This is a genomic window from Nocardia carnea, assembly GCF_029869215.1.
In the GTDB taxonomy this organism is placed as follows: Bacteria; Actinomycetota; Actinomycetes; order Mycobacteriales; family Mycobacteriaceae; genus Nocardia; species Nocardia carnea_B.
In genome coordinates, this window is record NZ_JARWPM010000447.1 from 21046 (window position 1) to 41755 (window position 20710).

Consider the following 20710-nt stretch of genomic DNA (forward strand, 5'->3'; position numbering starts at 1 on the left):
GCCCGAGTGCATTGTCGATTGTGTGATTCGTCCCGGCTGACCAGTGTCCTGGACCTGGGGGCGACACCACCTTGCGAGAGTTTCCTGTCCGAGGAGGAGTTAAACCTCCCGGAGATCACCTACCCGCTGCATCTGCGGGTGTGCGCCGACTGCCTGCTGCTGCAGATCCCGGCCCTGATCACGCCGGCCGAGACATTCACCGAGTACGCGTATTTCTCGTCGTACTCCGACAGCTGGGTACAGCACGCGCGGGACTTCGCCACCGCCGCGATCGCGCGGTTCGGCCTGGACAGCGAGTCGTTCGTGGTGGAGGTCGCGAGCAACGACGGCTACCTGCTGCGCACGGTGGTGGAGGCCGGTGTGCCCTGCCTGGGCATCGAACCCGCGGCGAACGTGGGCGCGGCCGCCCGGGCGGCCGGGGTGCCCCCCCGCACCGAATTCCTGGACGAGGCCACCGCGCGCCGGGTCCGCGCCGAATACGGCCCGGCCGACCTGGTCGTGGCGAACAATGTCTACGCCCACATCCCCGATCTGCGCGGTTTCACCCGCGCGCTGCGGACCTTGGTCGCCGACGACGGCTGGCTCGCGATCGAGGTGCACCATGCACTGAACCTCGTGCGGTACGGCCAGTTCGACACGGTCTATCACGAGCATTTCCAGTACTACACCCTCGCGTCGGCGCAGCGCGCGCTGGCGACGGCCGGTCTGGCGGTCGCCGATGTGGAGGCCCTGCCCACGCACGGCGGCTCGCTGCGTATCTGGGCCCGGCCCACCGCGGTGGCCGCGCCCACCCCGCGCGTCGCGCAGCTGCTGGCCGCCGAGGCGGAGGCGGGATTGCATACCGTCGCGGGATACCGGCCGCTGCGGGAGCGGGCCGAAGAGGTGCGCCGGGATCTGCTGCGCTTCCTGCTGGACCAGAAGTCCGCGGGCAAACGCGTGGTCGGCTACGGGGCACCCGGTAAGGGCAATACGCTGCTGAATTACTGCGGGATCCGGCCCGACCTGCTCGAGTACACCGTGGATCGCAACCCCTACAAGCACGGTCGCTACACCCCGGGCACCCGGATTCCCATCCATCCACCCGAGCGGATCGCCGCCGACCGCCCGGATTTCGTCGTCGTCCTGCCCTGGAACCTGGCCGACGAGCTCACCGAACAGTTGCGCTACATCGGGGAATGGGGCGGACGGCTGGTCTTCCCGCTGCCCGCCGTCGCGGTGGTGGCGCCGGGTATGGCGGAGGTCGGCGCGCGGTGAAGGTCGTATTGTTCTGCGGCGGCTACGGGATGCGGATGCGCAGCGGGGAGGCCGACAGCCCGCCGAAACCGATGCAGATGGTGGGCCCACGGCCGCTGATCTGGCATGTGATGCGGTACTACGCGCACTACGGGCACACCGAATTCATCCTCTGTCTCGGGTACGGGGCGCATCACATCAAGAACTTCTTCCTGACCTATCAGGAGACGATGTCCAACGATTTCGTCATCCGCGACGGGCAGGTGGAGTTACTGCACTCCGATATCGCGGACTGGACCATCACCTTCGTCGACACCGGCCTGGAATCGGCGATCGGGGAGCGCCTGCGCCGGGTGCGCCCGTACCTGGACGGCGACGAGATGTTCCTGGCGAACTATTCCGATGTCCTCACCGACGCACCGCTGAACCGGATGATCGAGCAGTTCACGGCGTCCGGTGCGGCCGCGTCGATGATGATCGTGCCGCCGCAGTCGTCGTTCCATTGCGTCGATGTCCTGCCCGGCGGCGAGGTCAAGCAGATCACCCCGGTGAGCAAACTCCCGATCTGGGAGAACGGCGGCTATTTCGTGCTCACCCAGGAGATCTTCGAGCACCTGCCGGAGAACGGGGACCTGGTGGAGGACGTCTGCGGTGCGCTGGCCGCGGTCGGCCGGTTGTACGGGTACCGGCACGACGGCTTCTGGAAACCGGCCGATACGTTCAAGGAGCGCGCCGAGCTCGACGCCGGGTATCACCGCGGTGAGCGTCCCTGGATGGTGTGGGAGCGGGCCGCCTCGTGATCGCGCTCGTTCCCGCGCGACTCACCGAGATCGCGCTGCTCGGCGCGCACTGCGACGATATCGCCATCGGTATGGGTGCGACCCTGCTGACGCTGACCGGCCGGTATCCGGACCTGCGGGTACGGGCGCTGGTGCTGTCCGGCCGCGGTACCGAACGCGCGGCGGAGGAAGCCGCCGCCCTCGGATCCTTCTGCGGTAACGCCGATCTGGAGCTGACGGTGCTCGAGCTGCCGGACGGGCGCGCACCCGCGCACTGGGATCGGGTGAAGGACGCGCTCGCGGAATTCCGCCGCGGTATCGAACCCGAGATCGTCTTCGCCCCGCAGCGCGGGGACGCCCATCAGGATCATCGGCTGCTGGCGGAGCTGGTGCCCACGGAGTTCCGGGATCATCTGATCCTCGGCTACGAGATCCTCAAATGGGAGACCGATACCCCGCGGCCCGCGGTCCTGCATCCGGTGACGCCGGAGACGATCCGTCACAAGGCCCGGATCCTCGCCGAATGCTATCCCTCGCAGGCGAATCGCGACTGGTTCGACGAGGAGGCGTTCCGCGGGCTGGCGCGGTTGCGCGGCGTCCAGTGCCGCGCGCCGTACGCGGAGGGGTTCGACCTGATCAAAGCCGTACTCGAATTCGGAGAGGCGTAAACGATGCGAGTTCTGGTCACCGGGCATCAGGGCTATCTCGGTACCGTCATGGTGCCGGTCCTGCGGGCCCGCGGGCACGAGGTGACCGGCCTGGACACCGGGTTGTTCGCCGACTGTGTCCTGGGCCCGGTCCCGCAGGATCCGCCGACGATCACCGCCGATCTGCGGGATGTGCCGGCCGGTCGGCTCACCGGGTTCGACGCGGTGATCCATCTGGCGGCGCTGTCCAACGATCCGCTGGGTGCGCTGGTCCCCGAGATCACCCACGACATCAACCATCGGGCGGCGGTGCGGCTGGCGCGGCTGGCCAAGGACGCCGGCGTCCGGCGGTTCCTGTACGCCTCGACCTGTTCGGTGTACGGCGCGGCGGGGGACGAACTGGTCGACGAGTCCGCGCCGCTGCGGCCGATCACCCCGTATGCCGAGAGCAAGGTGCGGGTGGAGGACGATCTGGTCGCGCTCGCGGACGCCGATTTCGCGCCGGTGTTCCTGCGCAACGCGACCGCGTTCGGGTTCTCGCCGCGGTTGCGCGCCGATATCGTGCTGAACAATCTGGTCGGCCACGCCGTGCTGGACGGGGTGGTGAAGGTGCTCTCCGACGGCACGCCGTGGCGGCCGCTGGTGCACGCGGAGGATATCGCCGAAGCCTTCGCGGTGTGCCTCGAGGCGCCGGTCGCGGCGATCGCCTGCCGCGCCTACAACATCGGCACCGAGGCCAACAACTGTACGGTCGCCGAGATCGCGCAGGCGGTGGCGGCGGTCGTGCCGGGCTCGCAGGTGGTGATCACCGGTGAATCGGGTGCCGATCCGCGCTCGTACCGGGTCGATTTCGGCGCGGCCCGGCGCGAACTGGGGTACACCGCACGCTGGACGGTGGCCGCGGGCGCGGAGCAGCTCTACACCGAGTACGTGGCCCACGGTTTGACCGCGGCGGATTTCGCGGACCGGTTCGTCCGGCTGGCCCGGTTGCGGCAGCTGGGGAGTTCGGGCGCGGTGGACGCCACCCTGCGACGGATCAGGACCGGTGTGTGAGATGGCCGGATTCGAGCAGTGCCCGCCAGCTACCGGCGGCGCGGTCGCGGGCCGATACCCGGGTGACCTCCCGCGGCCAGGTCAGGGCGAGATCGGGATCGTCGTAGGCGACGGCGAGATCCTCGGTGGGGTCGTGCGGCCGGTCGATGCGGTAGCACACGTCGGCGGTGTCGGTGAGGGCCTGGAAACCGTGCAGGAAGCCCGGCGGTACGTACAGGTGGTGGAAACTGTCGTCGTCCAGCAGGAATGCCTGACTGTGCCCGAAGGTGGGCGAGCCGGGGCGGATATCGACGAGGATATCGTGCACCGCCCCGTGCGCGCACCGCACCAGTTTGGCCTCCCCGCGACCGGCTCGCCCGTGCATCCCGCGGATCACCCCGCGCGCCGACCGCGACTGCGAATCCTGCACGAACGCGGCGGCCGCCCCGGCGCCGAGGCGGGCGTCGAAGAGCGCGGCGTCGAAGGTGCGGGTGAACAGGCCGCGGGCGTCCCGGAACGGTTCGGGTACCAGCAGCAGCACATCGGCGAGTTCCGTCTCTTCGATTCGCACCGGGAGATCGTGCCATGACCGGGCATCCGCTCCTGGCGCCGCCCGCCGCGTCCCCCGGGCCACGGACCGACCCCTCGGGATGCCGCGCCTGCCGCCGCGCGGATCCGGTGCCGGTGCTGGATCTCGGGCCGATGCCCGCGGCCGACCATTTCCCGCTCGCCGCCGAACCGTGCGAGCCGGGCGAAACCGCGCATCCACTGGCGATGGTGCTGTGCCGCGGCTGTGGTCTGGCGCAGCTGGCGTACGACGATACGGTGACCGCGGAGCCGCGCGGCGTCGAACCGCGCGCCCTGCGGGATCAGGCCGCCGACGCGGTACGCCGGGTCGCGGCGGCCGGGTTGCTCCGGGGCACGACGGTGCGGGAATTCGCCAGCCCGCACGGGGGTAGCTGGCTGGGTTTGCTCGCCGGCCGCGGGGTCCGCCCGGGCCGCGGGCCCCCGGGGGTGGTGGTGGGTTTGTTTTGTTCGGGCAACACCCACACACGCGACCAGGCCGCGGCGGTGGCGGGCCGGGCCGCGGCCACCGCACCGGCGGGTGTGCTGCTGCTGCAATACCATTCGCTGCACACGATCGTGGCCCAGGGCCAGTGGAATGCGTTGCGGCACGGCCACTTCGCGTACTACACGCTCGAAGTCCTCCGCACCATGCTGGCCGGGGTGGGGATGTCGGTGGTGACCGCGTGGGATTTCGGCCTGTACGGCGGCACGGTGCTGGCCGCGGCGGTGCACGGCCCCGCCGCACCGGACGACTCGGTGCACCGGATCGTCGCCCGGGAGGCCGGGCTGAACGATCCGGCGGCCGTGCGCGAATTGCAGTACGCGGCCGACCGGCACACCGAGTCTCTGCGCAGCACGCTGGTGGCGGAGGCGGCGCGCGGCCGGCGGGTCTACGCCTACGGGGCGGCGTCCCGCGCGGTGGCCCTGTTCTGCCGTGCCGGGGTGCGGCGTGACCTACTGGCAGCGGTCGCGGATGCGGCACCCGCCAAACAGGGCCGGCGGATGCCGGGCACGGATGTGCCGATCATCGCCCCGGCGGATCTGCTCGCGGCGCGGCCGGACCGGGTACTGCTGACCGTGCCGGACCTGTACGGCGAGGTCACGGAGCGGTTCCCGGATCTGGCCGGGCGCTGGCTGGTCGACGATCCGGCCGGATACGCGCGGGAGCGGCCCATCCGGTAGCGCGGCGCATCGCCGGACCCTGTCCGGTACGGCGCGACAACGGATCCGGCGCAGCCGCCGGATCCGCAGACGACGTGTATTCGATTCCGCGGATTTCCGCATCATCCCATCGAAAGGAGGGGCAGTGGCCGCCGTGTCGGTTTGTGTCCCCGCCTACGAGGCCGCCCGGACGCTGGAGCAGACGCTGCGTTCGATCCTGAGTCAGGACGTGGACTTCGAACTGCTGGTACTCGACAACGCCAGCACCGACCGGACCGGCGAGATCGCCGCGTCGTTCGACGATCCCCGGGTACGGGTGGAACGCAACGAGACGACCCTGCCCATCGGCGACAACTGGAATCGCGCGATCGCCCTCTCCACCGGCGACCTGGTGAAAGTGGTGTGCGCCGACGATATCCTGCTGCCGGGGTCGCTGGCGGCGCAGCTCGAGGTGATGGCCGATCCCGCCTTCGCGATCAGTTCCAGCCGGTTCCAGGTGATCGACGAACAGGGCGCGCTGGTGGAGACCGGTCTCGGGCTCCCGGGCCTCGACGGTGTGCACACCGCGCGGGCGCTGGCTCGCACCATCGTGCGGCGCGGCCCCGCCGATTTCGGGCCCACGGCGGCGGCGATGTTCCGGCGCGAGCATTTCGACCGGGTCGGCGGGTTGCGCGGCGACCTGGTGTTCCCGATGGATGTCGACCTGTTCGCGCGGGTCGGGCAGTTCGGACTGTTCTTCGGGCTACCGGAGGTCGCGGCCGCCTGGCGCGCCTCGAGTTTCAATCTGTGCGCGCGCACCTCGACGGTCAGCAAACTGAGCGAGACCCTGCGCTTCCATCACCGGTTGGCCCGGGACTGCCCGCGGCTGCTGTCACCGCTGGATGTGGCCGTCGGTGATCTGCGCCTGGCGCGGACGGCACTGCACCGGCTGCGGGTGCGGGCGGGCCGGTGGCGCGGCCGGAGCAGGACCGGCGGATGACCACGGCGACCGCACCGCGGATACATATGACCGGCTCCGAGTGGTTCGGTTCGGCACCCGGCGGACTCAACCGCTATTTCACCGATTTGTTCGGCGCACTGGCCGATCGCCCCGAAATCCGTGTGTCGGCCGCGGCGTTCGGCGACCCGCCGCCCGGCGGGAGGTCGTGGGGCCCGGCCGGCGGCTCGACCTGGCGCCGGGCACGCATCGCCTACCGCGACGATCGCCCTGATCGCGGAACCGCCATCCTGGACCGGCATTTCACCCTGTACGGCCCGCCGGTGCGCGGGCCCCGGGGCCGGCGGCTGGTGGTGCATTTCCACGGACCGTGGGCGGCGGAGAGCCGATGGGCGGGCGGCGGCGCACTCGCGGCCCGCGCGAAATACACGCTGGAACGGCTGCGGGCCCGCCCCGCCGACAGGTTCGTCGTGCTCTCCGAACACTTCCGCGACCTGCTCGTACACGATTACCGCGTGGCCCCGGACGCGGTGTCGGTGATCGCGCCGGGTGTCGATTTGGACCGGTTCACGGCCACTCCCCCACCGGTGCCGGACGCGCCGGTCGTGCTGTGTGTGCGGCGGCTGGAACACCGCATGGGGATCGATGTGCTGCTGCGTGCCTGGCCCGCCGTCCGCGCGGCCCAGCCGCGGGCCCGGCTGGTGCTGGTCGGCACCGGTACGGCCGAGGCCGCCCTGCGCGCGCAGGCCGAATCATTGGGCGCGAGTGTGCATTTCGCCGGATCTGTGACCGACTCCGGTCTTACGGACTGGTACGCCCGGTCGGCGCTGACCGTGGTGCCGTCGGTGGCGCTGGAGGGCTTCGGTCTCATCGCGCTCGAATCGCTGGCGGCCGGGCGGGCCCCGGTGGTGACCGCCTGCGGCGGTCTCCCCGATTCGGTACGCGCTCTGGACCCGTCCCTGATCGTGCCCCCCGGCGACCCCGCCGCCCTCGCGTCCCGGCTGGTGGCCGCGCTCGACGGCGAGCTCCCGGGACCGGAGCGCTGCCGCGCGCATGCCGAAACCTTCTCCTGGGCGGCGGCCGCCGACCGCCATATCGCGCTCTACCGGGAGCTGGCCGGATGATCCGCGCCGTGTTCCTCGCTCATACCGCCGCCCCGTCCGGCGCCGAACTGGCGACGCTGCGGCTGCTGTCCGCGCTGCGGGCCGCGGGCTCGGTGGAGGCCTCGATGCTGCTCACCGCGGACGGCCCGCTGGCGGACCGGCTGCGTGCCCGCGCGATCCCGGTCACCGTATGCGCCGGCGGCGTCGACGGCCGGTCGCTCACCCGCACCGGTTCCGGCCCGCTACGCCTGCTCGGCGGCGCCCTGGCGCTGGCGCGGCTCGGCGCCCGGCTCGGTACGACCGTCCGCGCGGAAGACGCGGACGTCCTCGTCGCGCAGAGCACGAAGGCGCTGCTCATGGGTGCGGTCGCGGCGCGGCGGGCGGGAATACCGCTGGTGTGGCAGGTGCACGACCGGATCAGCACGGAATACTTCGGCGGCCCGCTCGCACTCGCACTGCGGTTACTCGGCCGGTGCGCAGCCCAGGGCATCATCGCCAACAGCCGGTCGACGCTGGATACGCTGTCCACCGGCCGGCGGGCGGCAGTGGTCGCGTATCCGGGGGTGGAGAACGACCCGGATCTCCCGCGAGCACCGCAGCGCGACCCGCATCAGGTGCGGATCGTCATGGTCGGTCGCCTGACTCCGTGGAAGGGCCAGGACGTCCTGCTCCGTGCCCTCGCGCGGATGCGGAACCGGCCGGCCACCGTCCACCTGGTGGGCGGAACCTTCTTCGGCGAACAGGACTACCGCGCCGAACTCGAACGCACCGCCACCGCACTGGGCCTGCCGGTCGAATTCACCGGCCACGCCGACGATCCCGCCCCGTACTTCGCGCACGCCGATATCGCCGTGCACTGCTCGGTCCTCGCCGAACCGTTCGGACAGGTCGTGGTCGAAGCCATGGGCGCCGGGTGCGCGGTGGTGGCGGCGGATGCGGGCGGCCCCACCGAAATCATCCGGCCGGAGCTGGACGGTGTGCTGACCCCGCCGGGCGACCCGGTCGCGCTGGCCGCCGCGCTGGACCGGCTCGTCGCCGATCCGGCCCTGCGCACCCGGCTCGGCGCCGCGGCCCGCGACCGCGCCCGCGATTTCACCGTCACGGCCACCGCACGGGCCGTCACCGGCCTGCTGGAACAGGTCACCGCGCGGCAGGCGGTGCCGCGATGAATCTGTCCGCGCAGAACACCATCCCGATCCGGATAGTGGCCCGCCACTATCCGGTCCCGCTGGACGGTTTGCGGATCCCCGACTACGACCTGCCCACCGAGATCATCCCGGCCTTCGCCGACTGGCCGACCGAGAAACTGCCGGTCGTCGCCCCGGCCACGGCCGAACCGCCGGCCGCGCGGTCCCGGGCGCGCGAACTGGCGACAGTTGTCCGCGATATCGCCTACGTCAGTTTCGGCAAATACGGCCAATACCTGGTGACCGTGGCCACGCTGCCGCTCATCGCGCGCCTGCTCGGCGCCGCCGGGATGGGCCTGCTGGCCATCGGGATGTCGGCCTATTTCCTCGGTTCGCTGATCGTGGACCTCGGCATCACCTCGTATCTCGCGGCGCGCGTACAGGAGTCGGGCCTGGACCGCGCCGTCGTCAACCACACCCGCGGCACCTATCTGGCCATCCGCGGCGGCATCTTGGGCGTGCTCGGTGCCGCGCTGGCCGCGGCCGCCGCCGCGGCCGCCCCGGACTATCTGACGATGGTGCTGCTCGGCCTGTTCGTCGGCGGCTTCTGGTCGATGTCGGAGGACTGGGTACTGATCGGGCAGGGCCGTTTCGGTGCGTCCACGCTGTACCAGTCGATCGCCCGCGTGGGGTATCTGGGTTTGCTGCTCACGCTGCTGCCGCGTTTCCCGACCGCGGCCATGGCCCTGCTGTGCCTGCTGGCCTCCTCGGTGATCAGCCTCGCGCTCACCTGGTGGGACACCTGGCGTGAATTCGGCCCGCCCGGCGCACCGCGCGGCGCATGGAAACTCATCCGCGCCGCACTGCCGGTGGTGACCGGCCGGCTGCTGGTCACCAGCTACGGCCAGGGCTCGGCCGCGGTGTACGGCGCCGTACTCAACGCCGTCTCACTCGGCCTGTACTCGGCCTCGGACCGGCTGGTACGGGCCGTGCAATCGCTGCTCGACCCGATCGGCTTCGCACTGCTACCGCGGATGGCCAAACGCGCCGGTGAGCAGAGTTTCTGGCCGTCGGCGTTGCGCGCGCTGGCGGTCTGTGTCGCGATGGCGGCCTCGGCCGCCGCGGCCCTGTGGGTGGCGGCGCCGCTGGTGATCCCGCTGGTGTTCGGGGACGAATTCGCCGGGGCGGTGGGTGTCCTGCGCCTGGAGGCGCTGATCCTGCCGGCCACGACGGTGACCTCCTTCGTCACCACGGCGGTGCTACCGGTCCGCCAGGACACCCTCGGCGTCCTGATCGGTTCGGCCGTCGGCACCGCCGTCGCGGCGGTAGCGCTGCTGATCACGATGCGGACGCATTCGGTCTGGACATTGGCGGGCGGCATCGTCGCCGCCGAATTCGCGGTCGCGATCTGGTATCTCGCGCGGATGCGCGGGCTGATCGTCCGGGAACGCACAGGACATACCGGGCGCGAACACGCGTCCGGCGCGGTACCGCCCGCCACCGCGGGTGAAAGAGGAACACGATGAGAATTCTGTTCGTCGGCGACGACTGGCTCGGCAGCAATGCCCGCTCGCTCGCCGAGGGGTTCCGCCGGCTCGGGCACGAGGTCATGGTGGTCGACTCCACTCCGGTGACCCTGCCGCCGCGGCTGTCACCGTCGTGGCTGTACGCGAAACCGAACACGGGGCGGGCGCCCTGGACCGTCGACCGGATCCACACCCGGCTGGAGCGGGCCGCCGCGGAATTGCGCCCGGACCTGGTGTTCGGTTTCAAATCGGTATATCTGGACCAGTCCCGGCTGCTGGAGATCCCGGCCGCGCTGCATGTGCACTACAGCCCCGACGACGTGTCGAACCCGGCGAATACCACACCGGATTATCTGGCGCACGAACCGGAATGGGATCTGGTGGTGACGACCAAACGGCACAACCTGCCCGAACTCGCCGAACGCGGTGTCCGGCGGACCCTGTTCGTCCGCAGCGCCTACGATCCGGCCTGGCATCATGTCGCGGCGCGGCGCAGCACCCGCCGGTTCCTGGTCGGGTTCATCGGCGCGTGCCGGCCGGACCGGCGCCCCGGGATGGTATCGCTGGCCCGCACCTACGGGGCACAATTGCTGGTCTGCGGCCCCGGCTGGCGGCGGGTACGGCAACTACGGACCACTCGCGCCGCGGTCGCGGGGCCCGTGTACGGCGAGGATTTCGCGATCACCGTCGCCTCGGTGACCGCCAATCTGGTCCTGCTCAACTCCGGTAACCGCGATACCCACACCTGCCGCACCTTCGAGGTGCCGGCCGCCGGCGGCCTGTTCGTCGGCGAACGCACCGATGAGCACGCCGAACTGCTCGACGACGGTACCGAGGCGTTCCTGTTCTCCAGCCGCGACGAACTGGACGAGATCCTGGACCGCTGCGCACAGTACCCGGACCAGGCGGCGAAAACCGCCGAGGCCGGGCACCGGCGGATCGTCGAGGGCGGCCACACCTATACCGACCGGGCGAGGGAGATCCTGCGTGCGCTCGGGTGAACCGGCGAGGGCGGGAGCGGCGGCATGCTGAACCAGGCGCTGCCCCTGCTGTTGTCGAATACCTCGCTGCTGGTGGTCGCGGCGGCACTCGCGGCGCTGGTGATCGCGGCGCTGCTCGCGCACGGTGTGCTGCGGGTGCTGCTCATCGCGCAGGCCGTGTACTGGGCGATGTCGTACGTGGCGCGCCCGGTGGTACTGCTGACGGTGCGCCCGGAACCGCGATTCGGCGACAATATCGCCGACCCGCGGCTGGCCGAGATCGGCTACGACGTGGGTATCGAGGCCGCGCTGCGGCCGGTGGCCTTCGGGCTCACCGTGTACGCGCTGATCGTGCTCGCCTACGTACTGTGGGCCCGGCAGCGGCCGCGGCCCGGGCGTGCTCCGCTGGCCGGGGATCCGGATCTGATCGCCACCCTGTGGGTGCTGTACGTCCTGGGCACCGGTGCCCGGTTGCTCAGCGTGGCCACCGGCGCCGCCGGGAGCGCCGGCGATGTGCAGAGCGCTTCACCGGTGCTGAGCCTGCTCACCATGCCGGCCACGCTCGGCGCCGTCGGTTTGATCGTCTTCGCCCGGCCGTCCCGGCAGCCGGGCACGCTCGCGGTGCTGGGTGTGCTCATCGCGGGCGAACTCTGGTGGACCACCGCCACCGAATCGAAGACCCCGATCCTCGGGGCGGCGCTGGCGGTCGCGGTGCGGTTCGCGCTCACCGGCTGGACCCGCGCGAAGATCGCCGGTATCGGCGCGGTGTCGGTGGCCGGTATCGCCGGCTTCGACTGGCTGCAATCGCTCAAGACCTCACCGCACCTGCGCGCCGAGGCGGCCGCGGTGGACGGCGCCTACCCGGATGCGGTGCGGCCGTTCCTGAGCCTGCTGCGCCGCTTCGACCTCCTCGAGGCCGCGACCGATGCCTACTACGTGGGCCCGGGTTCCTGGCTCGGCCCGGCCGAGGTGGTGGGCCATCTGGCCCGCAGCATGATCCCGGCCCAGTTGCTGGCAGAGGAGAAGTTGCACGCCGGCACCGCGTGGGCCGCCGACGTGCGCGGCGCCTCGGTCGATATGAGCCAGGTGTCGGTCTCGCTCGCGGAAGGCAATGTGAGCGAGGGGTATGTGCTCGGCGGCTGGACCGGGGTGGTGGTCGGGGTGGCGTTCACCGCGGTGGTGCTGGTGGGCTGGTCGCGCACGCTGTACGCGCGGCATCTGGTGCCGGTGCTGTTCGGGATCGCCTTGATCGAGATCCCGGTGGTGTTCGAACGCGGAATGCTCGGCAGCGCCGAAACTCTCGGCAAATATCTACAGGTCGTCGTGCTGGCGTGGCTGGTGCGGCTGGTGGTCGGCCAGTGGCGCCGCACGCACGGCGCGCCGGGGCGGCCGGTGGCAGAACGTGATCGGGAAGTACCGGCCGGGCCGCACCCGGCACCGGCCGGCGCGAGCGTGGGAAGTGAAGGAAATCAATGATGGAACTGCCCGATTACCTGCGCCTGGTGCGCCGCTACTGGGCGGTGCTGCTGGCCGGGCTGGCGCTCGGCGTGGGCGTGGCCGCGTTCCAGGCGGATTCGATCCCGAAAACGTATACGGCCACCAGCACGATGTACGTATCGATGGCGACCGGCACCTCGGTGGCCGATTCCTATCAGGGCGGTCTGGCCGCCCAGCAGCGGGTGCGGTCCTACCTCGAGCTGGTCACCAGCGATCGTGTCGTGGACCGGGTCATCGGCCAGCTCGGGCTCGACGTCGATCGCGAAACACTGCGCGCCGCGATCAGCGCGGACACCCCGCCGGCGACGGCCCTGCTGCGGGTTTCGGTGACCGATGAGAACGCCGAGACCAGCCGCATCCTCACCGACCAGGTGGTGGCCCAGTTCCGGGCGCTGGTCGACGAACTGGAAACCATCGAGGTCACCGCCGCCCCGGCGGCGCGGGTGGCGGTAGTCGACGCGGCGCAGGCCCCGGCCGAGGCGAACGGGTCGGGCGGTACCCGGCTGCTGGCATTGGGCGCCATCGCGGGGCTGCTGGTCGGCGCGGTCGCGTCGTATCTGCTGGACCGGCTGGACATGCGTATCCGCACTGCCGGTGCCCTCGCGGATCTCGGGCACCCGGTGCTGGGCACCGTCGCGCTCGGCACCGAACCAGAGGCCGACGGGCTGCGCGCGGTCCGGGCCCGGCTGCCGCGGGCCGAACGGATCGTCGTGACCCGGCTCGCCGGTCGTTCCGAACCGTCGCTCGTTCTCGGACTGGCTTCCGTACTCGGCGCGACCGGTGCGCGGGTGCTGGTGATCGATGCGAACACCGGCGAGGACGGGGTGTCCGGGCTGGTGCCCGAGTCGCTGATGCTGCCCCCGGCGACCCCCGACTGGCCGGTGCGCGACGGTAATCCGCGCCGTGAACTGGCGACCGCCGTCTCCGGCCGGACCGCGGCCGCGGTGCGCGGCGAAATCTTCGACCCGCCGACGGTCAAGCTCGATCTGCGGGCCGGGAAGAACACCGTGCCGGACGATCCGCAGGAGCCCACGGGCCCCGCTGTGACCGGGTCGCGCGCCGCGGACGGTCTGGCCGCCGTCCTGCGGCAGGACGCCCGGCTCGACGAGATCTACGTGCCGTGGCCGGAGAAATCGGTCACCGTCGCACCCCTCGGCGCGGCCGACGGGCAGACGGCGGATCTGCTCGCCTCCGCCCGGTTCGCCGCCGTGCTCACCGAGGCCGCGACACGTTTCGATCGCGTCGTGGTCGATATCGCCCCCGCCGACGCCGCCGGGGCGGGAGCGGCCGGTGTCGTCGGCATCGTGCTGCTGGGCCGCGACCGCGGTGATCGGGTGACCGCCGCGCTCACCGCGCTGTCCGGGGCGGGCGCCGAGATCGCCGGTGTGGTCGCGGTGACCCGTCGCAGCAGGTGGGGCCGCCGGTGACCGAGAACCACTCCGGTGACTCCGTCCGGCGCGGCCGGCGGGTCCAGCGCCGCGATCTGTTCGCCGCCGGGCTCGGCGCGGCCGGGCTGGCGGCCGTCGCCGCTCCCCTGGCCTCGTCGGGGGTACCGCCCGAGCCGGTCGTCGTGCCCACCGGTTCGCCGGCGACCACCGTGCGTGATGTCCGCGCGTACGGTGCGATCGGTGACGGCGTGGCCGACGATACGGCGGCGCTGGCCGCCGCCTGCCGCGGCGACGGCACACCCCCGGTGGTGTACCTGCCGGCCGGCGACTACCGGATCACGGCCTGGCCCGAGCTACCCGATTTCGCCGTCGTCTACGGTGACGGCGCCGATGTGTCCACGGTGTTCTGCGATCAGGACACCACGCTGGTGGATCTCACCGGCAAACAGCGGATCCGTTTCGCGCGCCTCGGTTTCTACCTCACCGGCCCGCAGTCCACGGCGATCCGGCTGGCCGAATGTTTCCGCTGCAGTTTCGATTCCGTCCTCGTGCGCGGCAACCACCTCGGCGACAACCACCCCCGCTACACCGGGCAGCGCGGGGTGGTGCTCGAGGCCAATACCGGCGGCACCTCGTTCCTCGACTGCGATATCAACAACTTCGGGGTCGGGCTCGCCACCTCCTGTATCCAGAACTACGTCACCTCCTCGAAGTTCGCCGGGAACCGGATCGGCGTTCTGGGCACCGGGAACGACCACAACGCCGGACTCGCCCTCACCAATGTCGAATTCGTCTCCGATACCGACCCGGCGACCACCGACCGGCACCTGCTGATCGACGGGGCCGCCAACAACTGGTGGCTCACCAATGTGTGGTTCGAGGGCGCCGAGGTCGCGGTGCAGGTGGGCACCGCCGGGCTGGGCGGGCCGTCGCAGTTCGGGATGGTGAACTGCAAGGTCGCGGCGCGGGCCTGCGATATCGATCTGGTCTACTGCCGGCAGCCGTATCTGGCGAATATCGCCTTCGACGCCGACCCCGGCAGCCGGCCGATCGAATTGCGGATCGACGAGGCCGGCTGCCCCGAAGGTATCGCGGTCAATCTGATCTCCGGCGCCGGCACCGAGATCGGGCCCGCGGTGTTCCCCCGGCACTGGCAGGTCACCGGCCGGGGCCAGACCTACCGGCCGACGTTCACCGGGACCATCACGGCCCGTTCCGGCGGCGACGAGGAAATCCTGCGGGCCACCGCGGCGGACGGGGCGGGGCTGGCGTCCGTGCTGGCCAGCGGCGCCTGGCTCTCCGATCACGCCGACGCCGGCGTGGTGCTCAAGGATCCGGAGGGCGGCTACTGGCGGCTCGTGGTCGCGCCCGACGGCGCGCTGCGCACCGCGCCCCTGGGCCGGGACCGGCCGGTGCGCTGACGATGGACCGACAGTCACGAGGTGCGCGGCGAGGGTGGCGGGCCGCGGTGACGGGCCTGATCGCGGTGGTACTCGCGGGCATCGCCGGATGGCCGGTGTTCGTGGCTCCGCAGACCGACCCGCTGCGCCCGGCCGACGCCATCGTGGTCCTCGGTGGCACCCCGTACGAACGCTTCGATTTCGGGCTGGCGCTGGCCCGGGAAGGGTGGGCGCCGGAGCTGCTGATCTCCGCCTCCACCGGTCTCGACGATCCGCGGATGGACCGCTACTGCCGTGCCGGATACCCGTTCCGGGTGGACTGTTTCGAGCCGCGGCCGTGGACCACCCGCGGCGAGGCGCAGGAGATCCGCCGCCGGGCGATCGCGGGTGGCTGGCGCCATATCATCGTCGTCACCTTCACCCCGCATATCTCGCGGGCCCGGTTCATCGTCGACCGCTGTTTCGACGGCGAGCTCACCATGGTCGCCAGCCCCAGCCCGACCGGCCCCGCCTTCCGGGCGTGGATGTATGTGCGGCAGAGCGCCGGATATCTGAAGGCCTTCACCGAATCCGGCTGCTAGCCGGCCGACGCAGGAGTGAGTGTGATCACCGATTTCGGTCAGAGCGGCAGCGCGCAGGCGCGGCTGCACGAACTGGTGCCCGGCGGGGCCCACACCTATGCCCGGGGCGCCGACCAGTACCCGGAGGGGATGGCGCCGGTTCTGGTGCGCGGGCACGGGTGCCGGGTCACCGATTGTGACGGCAACGAATTCATCGAATACGGCATGGGATTGCGGTCGGTGACGCTCGGTCACGGCTACCGGCCGGTCGTCGACGCGGTGAGCGCCGCGATCGCCGACGGCGTGAACTTCTCCCGGCCCACGACGCTGGAATTGGCCGCCGCCGAGGATTTCCTGACCCTGGTTCCGGGCGCGGAGATGGTGAAATTCGCCAAGAACGGCTCGGACACCACCACCGCCGCGGTGCGGCTGGCGCGCGCCGTGACGGGCCGGCCTACGGTCGCCGCCTGCGAACAGCCGTTCTTCTCGGTCGACGACTGGTTCATCGGTACGACCGAGATGTCGGCCGGGATTCCCGCCCAGCCGACCGTGCGCTTCCCCTACGGCGATCTCCCCGCACTGGAAAAGGTCCTGTCCGCCCGCGAGGTGGCGTGCGTGATCATGGAAGCCGCGACCGCGCTCCAGGAACCGCCACCCGGCTACCTCACCGGCGTCCGGGCACTGTGCGACCGGTACGGGACGCTGCTCGTATTCGACGAAATGATCACCGGGTTCCGCTGGTCGTCCGGCGGCGCGCAGCGGGTCTACGGGGTGACTCCCGACCTCTCCTGCTGGGGCAAGGCGATGGGCAACGGCTTCCCGATCGCCGCGCTCGCCGGCCGGCGCGAATACCTCGAGCTCGGCGGTCTGCGCACCGACGCCGCCCGGGTGTTCCTGCTGTCGACCACCCACGGTCCGGAAACCGCTTCGCTGGCCGCCTTCCGCGCGGTGGTACACGCCTACGCGACCACCGACCCGATCGCCCGCATGGAGCGGGCCGGCCGCCGGCTGCGCGCAGGCTTCGCGGAGGTCACCGCCGAACTCGGTATAGCCGACCGCCTCCGTATCGCGGGGCGCCCGTCCTGCCTGCTGTTCCAGACCCTCGACCCCTCGGGCAACCCGTCCCAGGAATTCCGCACCCTGTTCCTCCAGGAGCTGCTGCGCCGCGGTGTCCTCGGCCAGTCCTTCGTCACCTCTGCCGCGCATACGAACCGCGATATCGACCACACCGTCGAAGCCTGCCGCGCCGCCGCAGAGGTCTACCGTCAGGCCCTTGAACAGGGCACGGTGAACGGACTGCTCACAGGCCGCCCTGTCGCTCCCGCCCTGCGCGCGTACGCGGCACCGCGCCGGCTCTCGGAGGTCGTGCGGTGAACCCCACTCGGATCCACCGATTCCGATCACACACAGCGCCACGGCCGTCGGTAGCGGCGGCGCCGCGCCACGGCGATTCCGCAACGAACCCACCGCCGCCTTCACACCGGGCCGAGGAGTATCTCTCATGAAACCACCTGCCACGCACCCAGCGGACGAACCGTCCACTCTCGGCGGCACCGCGGCACGGATTGCGATCGTGCACGAGCGGTTCACCGAATACGGCGGCTCCGAGGCGGTGGCCGGGGAACTCGCCCGCACCTGGCCGCAGGCCCGGATGTTCGCCCCGATCGTCGATCCCGCCGCCGCCCCGGCGATCGCGTATCCGCCGTGGGACACCGTCGCCGGAACCTGGCTCTCCCGCGCCTACACCGCCACCGGCCGGCGCTCGCACGCCCCGCTGCTACCGCTCGTCCCGCGTGCGCTACGCCGGCTACCGCTGCGGGACCGCTTCGACGCGGTGGTGGTGAGCCATCACGCCTTCGCGACCCAGGCGGTGTTCGCCACCGACGCACCGGTGATCGCCTACGTGCACAGTCCCGCCCGCTGGGCGTGGGAGCCCGCTTTCCGCGCACAGGAGGCGGACAGTGCGGCCGGCCGCGCCGCGCTGACCGCCCTCGGTATGCTGGCCCGCCGCACCGAACTCGCCGCGGCCCCGCGCCTCACCGCGGTGGTCGCGAATTCCCGCGCGGTCGCCGACCGGGTCCGGACCCGGTGGGGCATACCGGCCACCGTGGTGAACCCGCCGGTCCGGCTCGACCGTTTCACCCCCGACCCCGCCGTGCCGCGCGAGGATTTTCTGCTCTTCGCCGGCCGGCTCGTCCCGTACAAACGCGCCGACCTGGCCATTCGTATAGCCCAGCGCGCGGAAATGCGGCTGGTGATCCTCGGCGCCGGACGTGACCGGCGGCGGCTGGAAGCGCTCGCCGGACCGGAAACCACCTTCCTGGGCGCCGCCTCCGACGCGGTGCTGGTCGATCTGTACCGCCGCTGCCGGGCCCTGCTCATGCCCGGTGTGGAGGATTTCGGCATCGTGCCGGTGGAGGCGATGGCGTGCGGGGCTCCCGTGCTGGCGGCCGGCGAAGGCGGCGCCCTGGATACGGTGCTGCCGGGTCTCAGCGGTGCCCATGTGCCCTTCGGCTCCGACGAGGACGTCATCTCCGGTTTCGCCGCCGCCCTGCGCGATCCGGGCACCACCGACCTCGATCCCGCCCGGATCAGAGCGCATGCGCAATCCTTCGGCCCGGAGATGTTCCGGGCCCGCATGGCCGAGGTCGTCGACGAGGTGCTGCACGGCACGGTCCCCTCCCCATCGCCGAACGCCTGACCGGATCCGCATCCGAACCCCGCGCCCGCGGCTGCGCAACCATATGGTGCGTGCGGGTGCGCGACTGCGGTAGCGCACCCTTGCCCGCACCGGCGACCCGGCATATCCCGGGTAGTGCGGCCGGCACGCGGGCTGCTCCGCCCTCGGCGGGCGCGGTGGCGCCGCACTGCTGCCGACCACGACCGCCGCCCGGCAACCCGACCGTCGACCGGAGCGGCGGCGGCATCGCTGTGGTCGCGGCCCCGGCATCGCGCGCAACCGCAGGAGCGCTCATAGTGACGCCGCGCGGCCGCCTACTCGCCCGCGGCACGCGGACCGCGCCGGACCTGCCGATACGGGGCGGCGGTCAGTCGCAGATCGCGCCCTGCGACGCCGAACCCACCAGGCGCGCGTATTTCGCGAGCACCCCGCGGGTGTACCGGGCAGGCAGCGGCTCCCAGCCCTCGCCGCGGCGGGCGATGTCGGCGGGGTCGACCAGCAGGTCGAGCGTGCCCGCGCCGACATCGAGACGGATCCGGTCACCGTCGCGGACGAAGGCGATCGGGCCCGCGTCCACCGCTTCCGGCGCCACATGCCCGACACAGAGGCCGGTGGTGCCGCCGGAGAAACGGCCGTCGGTCAGCAGCAGCACATCCTTGCCCAGCCCGGCGCCCTTGATGGCGCCGGTGATCGCCAGCATCTCCCGCATACCCGGCCCGCCCTTGGGGCCCTCGTAGCGGATCACCACCACATCACCCGCGGCGATGGTGCCGTCCTCGAGTGCGTCCATCGCGGCCCGTTCCCGGTCGAAAACCCGTGCGGTGCCCTCGAAGACATCGGATTCGAAGCCCGCCGATTTCACCACGGCACCGCCGGGGGCCAGCGTTCCGTGCAGGATGGTGATGCCGCCGGTCGGGTGGATGGGCGTGGTGAGCGCCCGCACGACCTTGCCGTCCGGGTCCGGCGGCGCGATATCGGCCAGGTTCTCCGCGACGGTACGGCCGGTCACGGTGAGGCAGTCACCGTGCAGCAGTCCCGCATCCAGCAGCGTTTTCATCACCACCGGCACCCCGCCCACGCGGTCGACGTCGGTCATCACATGCCGGCCGAACGGTTTCACATCGGCCAGGTGCGGGACGCGCCGGCCGACCCGGTCGAAATCGTCCAGGCTCAGCTCGACCCCGGCGTCGTGCGCGATCGCCAGCAGGTGCAGTACCGCGTTGGTGGAGCCGCCGAAGGCCATCACCACCGCGATGGCGTTCTCGAACGCCTCCTTCGTGAGGATATCGGCGGTGGTGATACCCCGCCGGATCAGTTCGATCACCGCCATCCCGCTGCGTCGGGCGTAGCCGTCACGCCGGCGGTCGGTGGCCGGGGGCGCCGCGCTGCCGGGCAGCGACATCCCGAGCGCCTCGGCCGCACTCGCCATGGTGTTCGCGGTGTACATCCCGCCGCAGGCACCTTCACCGGGACAGATGGCACGCTCGATGGCGTCCACGTCTTCCCGGCTCATCAGCCCGCGCGCGCACGCCCCCACCGCCTCGAACGCATCGATCACGGTGACCTCGCGCTCGCTGCCGTCGGACAGTTTCGCGATACCCGGCAGGATGGAACCGGCGTAGAGGAACACACTGGCCAGGTTCAGCCGGGCCGCCGCCATCAGCATGCCCGGCAGGGATTTGTCGCAACCGGCCAGCAGGACCGAGCCGTCGAGCCGTTCGGCCTGCATCACGGTTTCCACGCTGTCGGCGATCACCTCGCGGGAGACGAGCGAGAAATGCATCCCCTCGTGCCCCATCGAGATCCCGTCGGATACCGAGATGGTGCCGAACTGCATGGGGAATCCGCCCGCTTCGAACACACCGTCCTTGCAGCCGCCGGCCAGCCGGTCCAGCGAGAGGTTGCACGGCGTGATCTCGTTCCACGAGGACGCCACACCGATCTGCGGTTTCCCCCAGTCGTCGTCGCCCATACCGACGGCGCGCAACATCCCGCGTGCGGCGGTTTTCTCCAGGCCGTCGGTCACATCGCGGCTGCGTGGTTTCATATCGGGGGTTGCGGATTCTGCTGACACGCCTGCCATCGTCCTCTCT

General features: G+C 71.3%; 18 protein-coding genes. 16 read left to right on the top strand and 2 right to left on the bottom strand.

All coding sequences use genetic code 11. The features are described from left to right. Positions 1–6 precede the first annotated feature (6 nt). Genes QH276_RS33930 through QH276_RS33945 form a run of 4 tightly spaced genes read left to right on the top strand, consistent with a single transcriptional unit; the run spans position 7 to position 3712 of the window. Complete coding sequence (locus tag QH276_RS33930; RefSeq protein WP_280407023.1) at positions 7–1254, top strand: class I SAM-dependent methyltransferase; 1248 nt, start codon at positions 7–9, stop codon at positions 1252–1254. Next, positions 1251–2033, top strand: coding sequence for a glucose-1-phosphate cytidylyltransferase (locus QH276_RS33935; RefSeq protein ID WP_280399272.1), 783 nt, complete (start codon positions 1251–1253; stop codon positions 2031–2033). Before QH276_RS33930 ends, QH276_RS33935 begins: the two co-directional genes overlap by 4 nt. After that, the gene (locus tag QH276_RS33940) at positions 2030–2680 is read left to right on the top strand and encodes a PIG-L deacetylase family protein (RefSeq protein WP_280399271.1); all 651 of its coding nucleotides are present in this window, start codon (positions 2030–2032) and stop codon (positions 2678–2680) included. The genes QH276_RS33935 and QH276_RS33940 overlap by 4 nt, the downstream gene beginning before the upstream one ends. A gap of 3 nt (positions 2681–2683) precedes the next feature. Beyond that, positions 2684–3712, top strand: coding sequence for an NAD-dependent epimerase/dehydratase family protein (locus tag QH276_RS33945; protein WP_280399270.1), 1029 nt, complete (start codon positions 2684–2686; stop codon positions 3710–3712). Here the strand turns inward: QH276_RS33945 and QH276_RS33950 are convergent. Next, complete coding sequence (locus tag QH276_RS33950) at positions 3696–4262, bottom strand: dTDP-4-dehydrorhamnose 3,5-epimerase family protein (RefSeq protein ID WP_280399269.1); 567 nt, start codon at positions 4260–4262, stop codon at positions 3696–3698. The genes QH276_RS33945 and QH276_RS33950 overlap by 17 nt on opposite strands. A 14-nt stretch (positions 4263–4276) precedes the next feature. On the opposite strand from QH276_RS33950, the gene QH276_RS33955 reads away from it, so the two are divergent. The 12 genes from QH276_RS33955 (at position 4277) to QH276_RS34010 (ending at position 18638) form a co-directional block, all read left to right on the top strand. Beyond that, the gene (locus QH276_RS33955) at positions 4277–5440 is read left to right on the top strand and encodes a class I SAM-dependent methyltransferase (RefSeq protein WP_280407024.1); all 1164 of its coding nucleotides are present in this window, start codon (positions 4277–4279) and stop codon (positions 5438–5440) included. 124 nt (positions 5441–5564) lie between these two features. Next, complete coding sequence (locus QH276_RS33960) at positions 5565–6398, top strand: glycosyltransferase family 2 protein (protein WP_280399267.1); 834 nt, start codon at positions 5565–5567, stop codon at positions 6396–6398. Positions 6399–6424: 26 nt separating this feature from the next. Beyond that, positions 6425–7480 carry a glycosyltransferase family 4 protein gene (locus QH276_RS33965; RefSeq protein ID WP_280399274.1) on the top strand — a complete coding sequence of 352 codons (1056 nt, stop codon included), beginning with the start codon at positions 6425–6427 and terminating at the stop codon, positions 7478–7480. Beyond that, positions 7477–8628: a glycosyltransferase family 4 protein gene (locus QH276_RS33970; RefSeq protein WP_280399266.1), complete on the top strand. Its 1152-nt coding sequence runs from the start codon at positions 7477–7479 to the stop codon at positions 8626–8628. Before QH276_RS33965 ends, QH276_RS33970 begins: the two co-directional genes overlap by 4 nt. Beyond that, positions 8625–10112: a lipopolysaccharide biosynthesis protein gene (locus QH276_RS33975; protein WP_280407025.1), complete on the top strand. Its 1488-nt coding sequence runs from the start codon at positions 8625–8627 to the stop codon at positions 10110–10112. The genes QH276_RS33970 and QH276_RS33975 overlap by 4 nt, the downstream gene beginning before the upstream one ends. Continuing rightward, positions 10109–11113, top strand: coding sequence for a CgeB family protein (locus QH276_RS33980; RefSeq protein WP_280402685.1), 1005 nt, complete (start codon positions 10109–10111; stop codon positions 11111–11113). Before QH276_RS33975 ends, QH276_RS33980 begins: the two co-directional genes overlap by 4 nt. A gap of 24 nt (positions 11114–11137) precedes the next feature. Continuing rightward, positions 11138–12568, top strand: coding sequence for a hypothetical protein (locus QH276_RS33985; protein WP_280402686.1), 1431 nt, complete (start codon positions 11138–11140; stop codon positions 12566–12568). Beyond that, the gene (locus tag QH276_RS33990; protein ID WP_280407026.1) at positions 12565–14016 is read left to right on the top strand and encodes a protein tyrosine kinase; all 1452 of its coding nucleotides are present in this window, start codon (positions 12565–12567) and stop codon (positions 14014–14016) included. The genes QH276_RS33985 and QH276_RS33990 overlap by 4 nt, the downstream gene beginning before the upstream one ends. Then, entirely contained in the window at positions 14013–15398 is a 1386-nt protein-coding gene (locus QH276_RS33995; protein ID WP_432278753.1) for a glycosyl hydrolase family 28-related protein, read from the top strand. Before QH276_RS33990 ends, QH276_RS33995 begins: the two co-directional genes overlap by 4 nt. 2 nt (positions 15399–15400) lie before the next feature. Further along, positions 15401–15958 (top strand): YdcF family protein, encoded by a 558-nt coding sequence (locus QH276_RS34000; protein WP_280402688.1) that lies wholly within the window; start codon positions 15401–15403, stop codon positions 15956–15958. 21 nt (positions 15959–15979) lie between these two features. Next, a complete protein-coding gene (locus QH276_RS34005) occupies positions 15980–17311 on the top strand; it encodes a glutamate-1-semialdehyde 2,1-aminomutase (protein WP_432278754.1) in 1332 nt (443 codons plus the stop codon). Between the two features lie 127 nt (positions 17312–17438). Continuing rightward, a complete protein-coding gene (locus QH276_RS34010) occupies positions 17439–18638 on the top strand; it encodes a glycosyltransferase (RefSeq protein ID WP_280402689.1) in 1200 nt (399 codons plus the stop codon). 346 nt (positions 18639–18984) lie between these two features. On the opposite strand, the gene ilvD is transcribed toward QH276_RS34010, so the two are convergent. Beyond that, on the bottom strand, positions 18985–20664 hold the full coding sequence (gene ilvD / locus QH276_RS34015) for a dihydroxy-acid dehydratase (RefSeq protein WP_280402712.1): 1680 nt from the start codon (positions 20662–20664) through the stop codon (positions 18985–18987). Between the last annotated feature and the right edge of the window lie 46 nt (positions 20665–20710).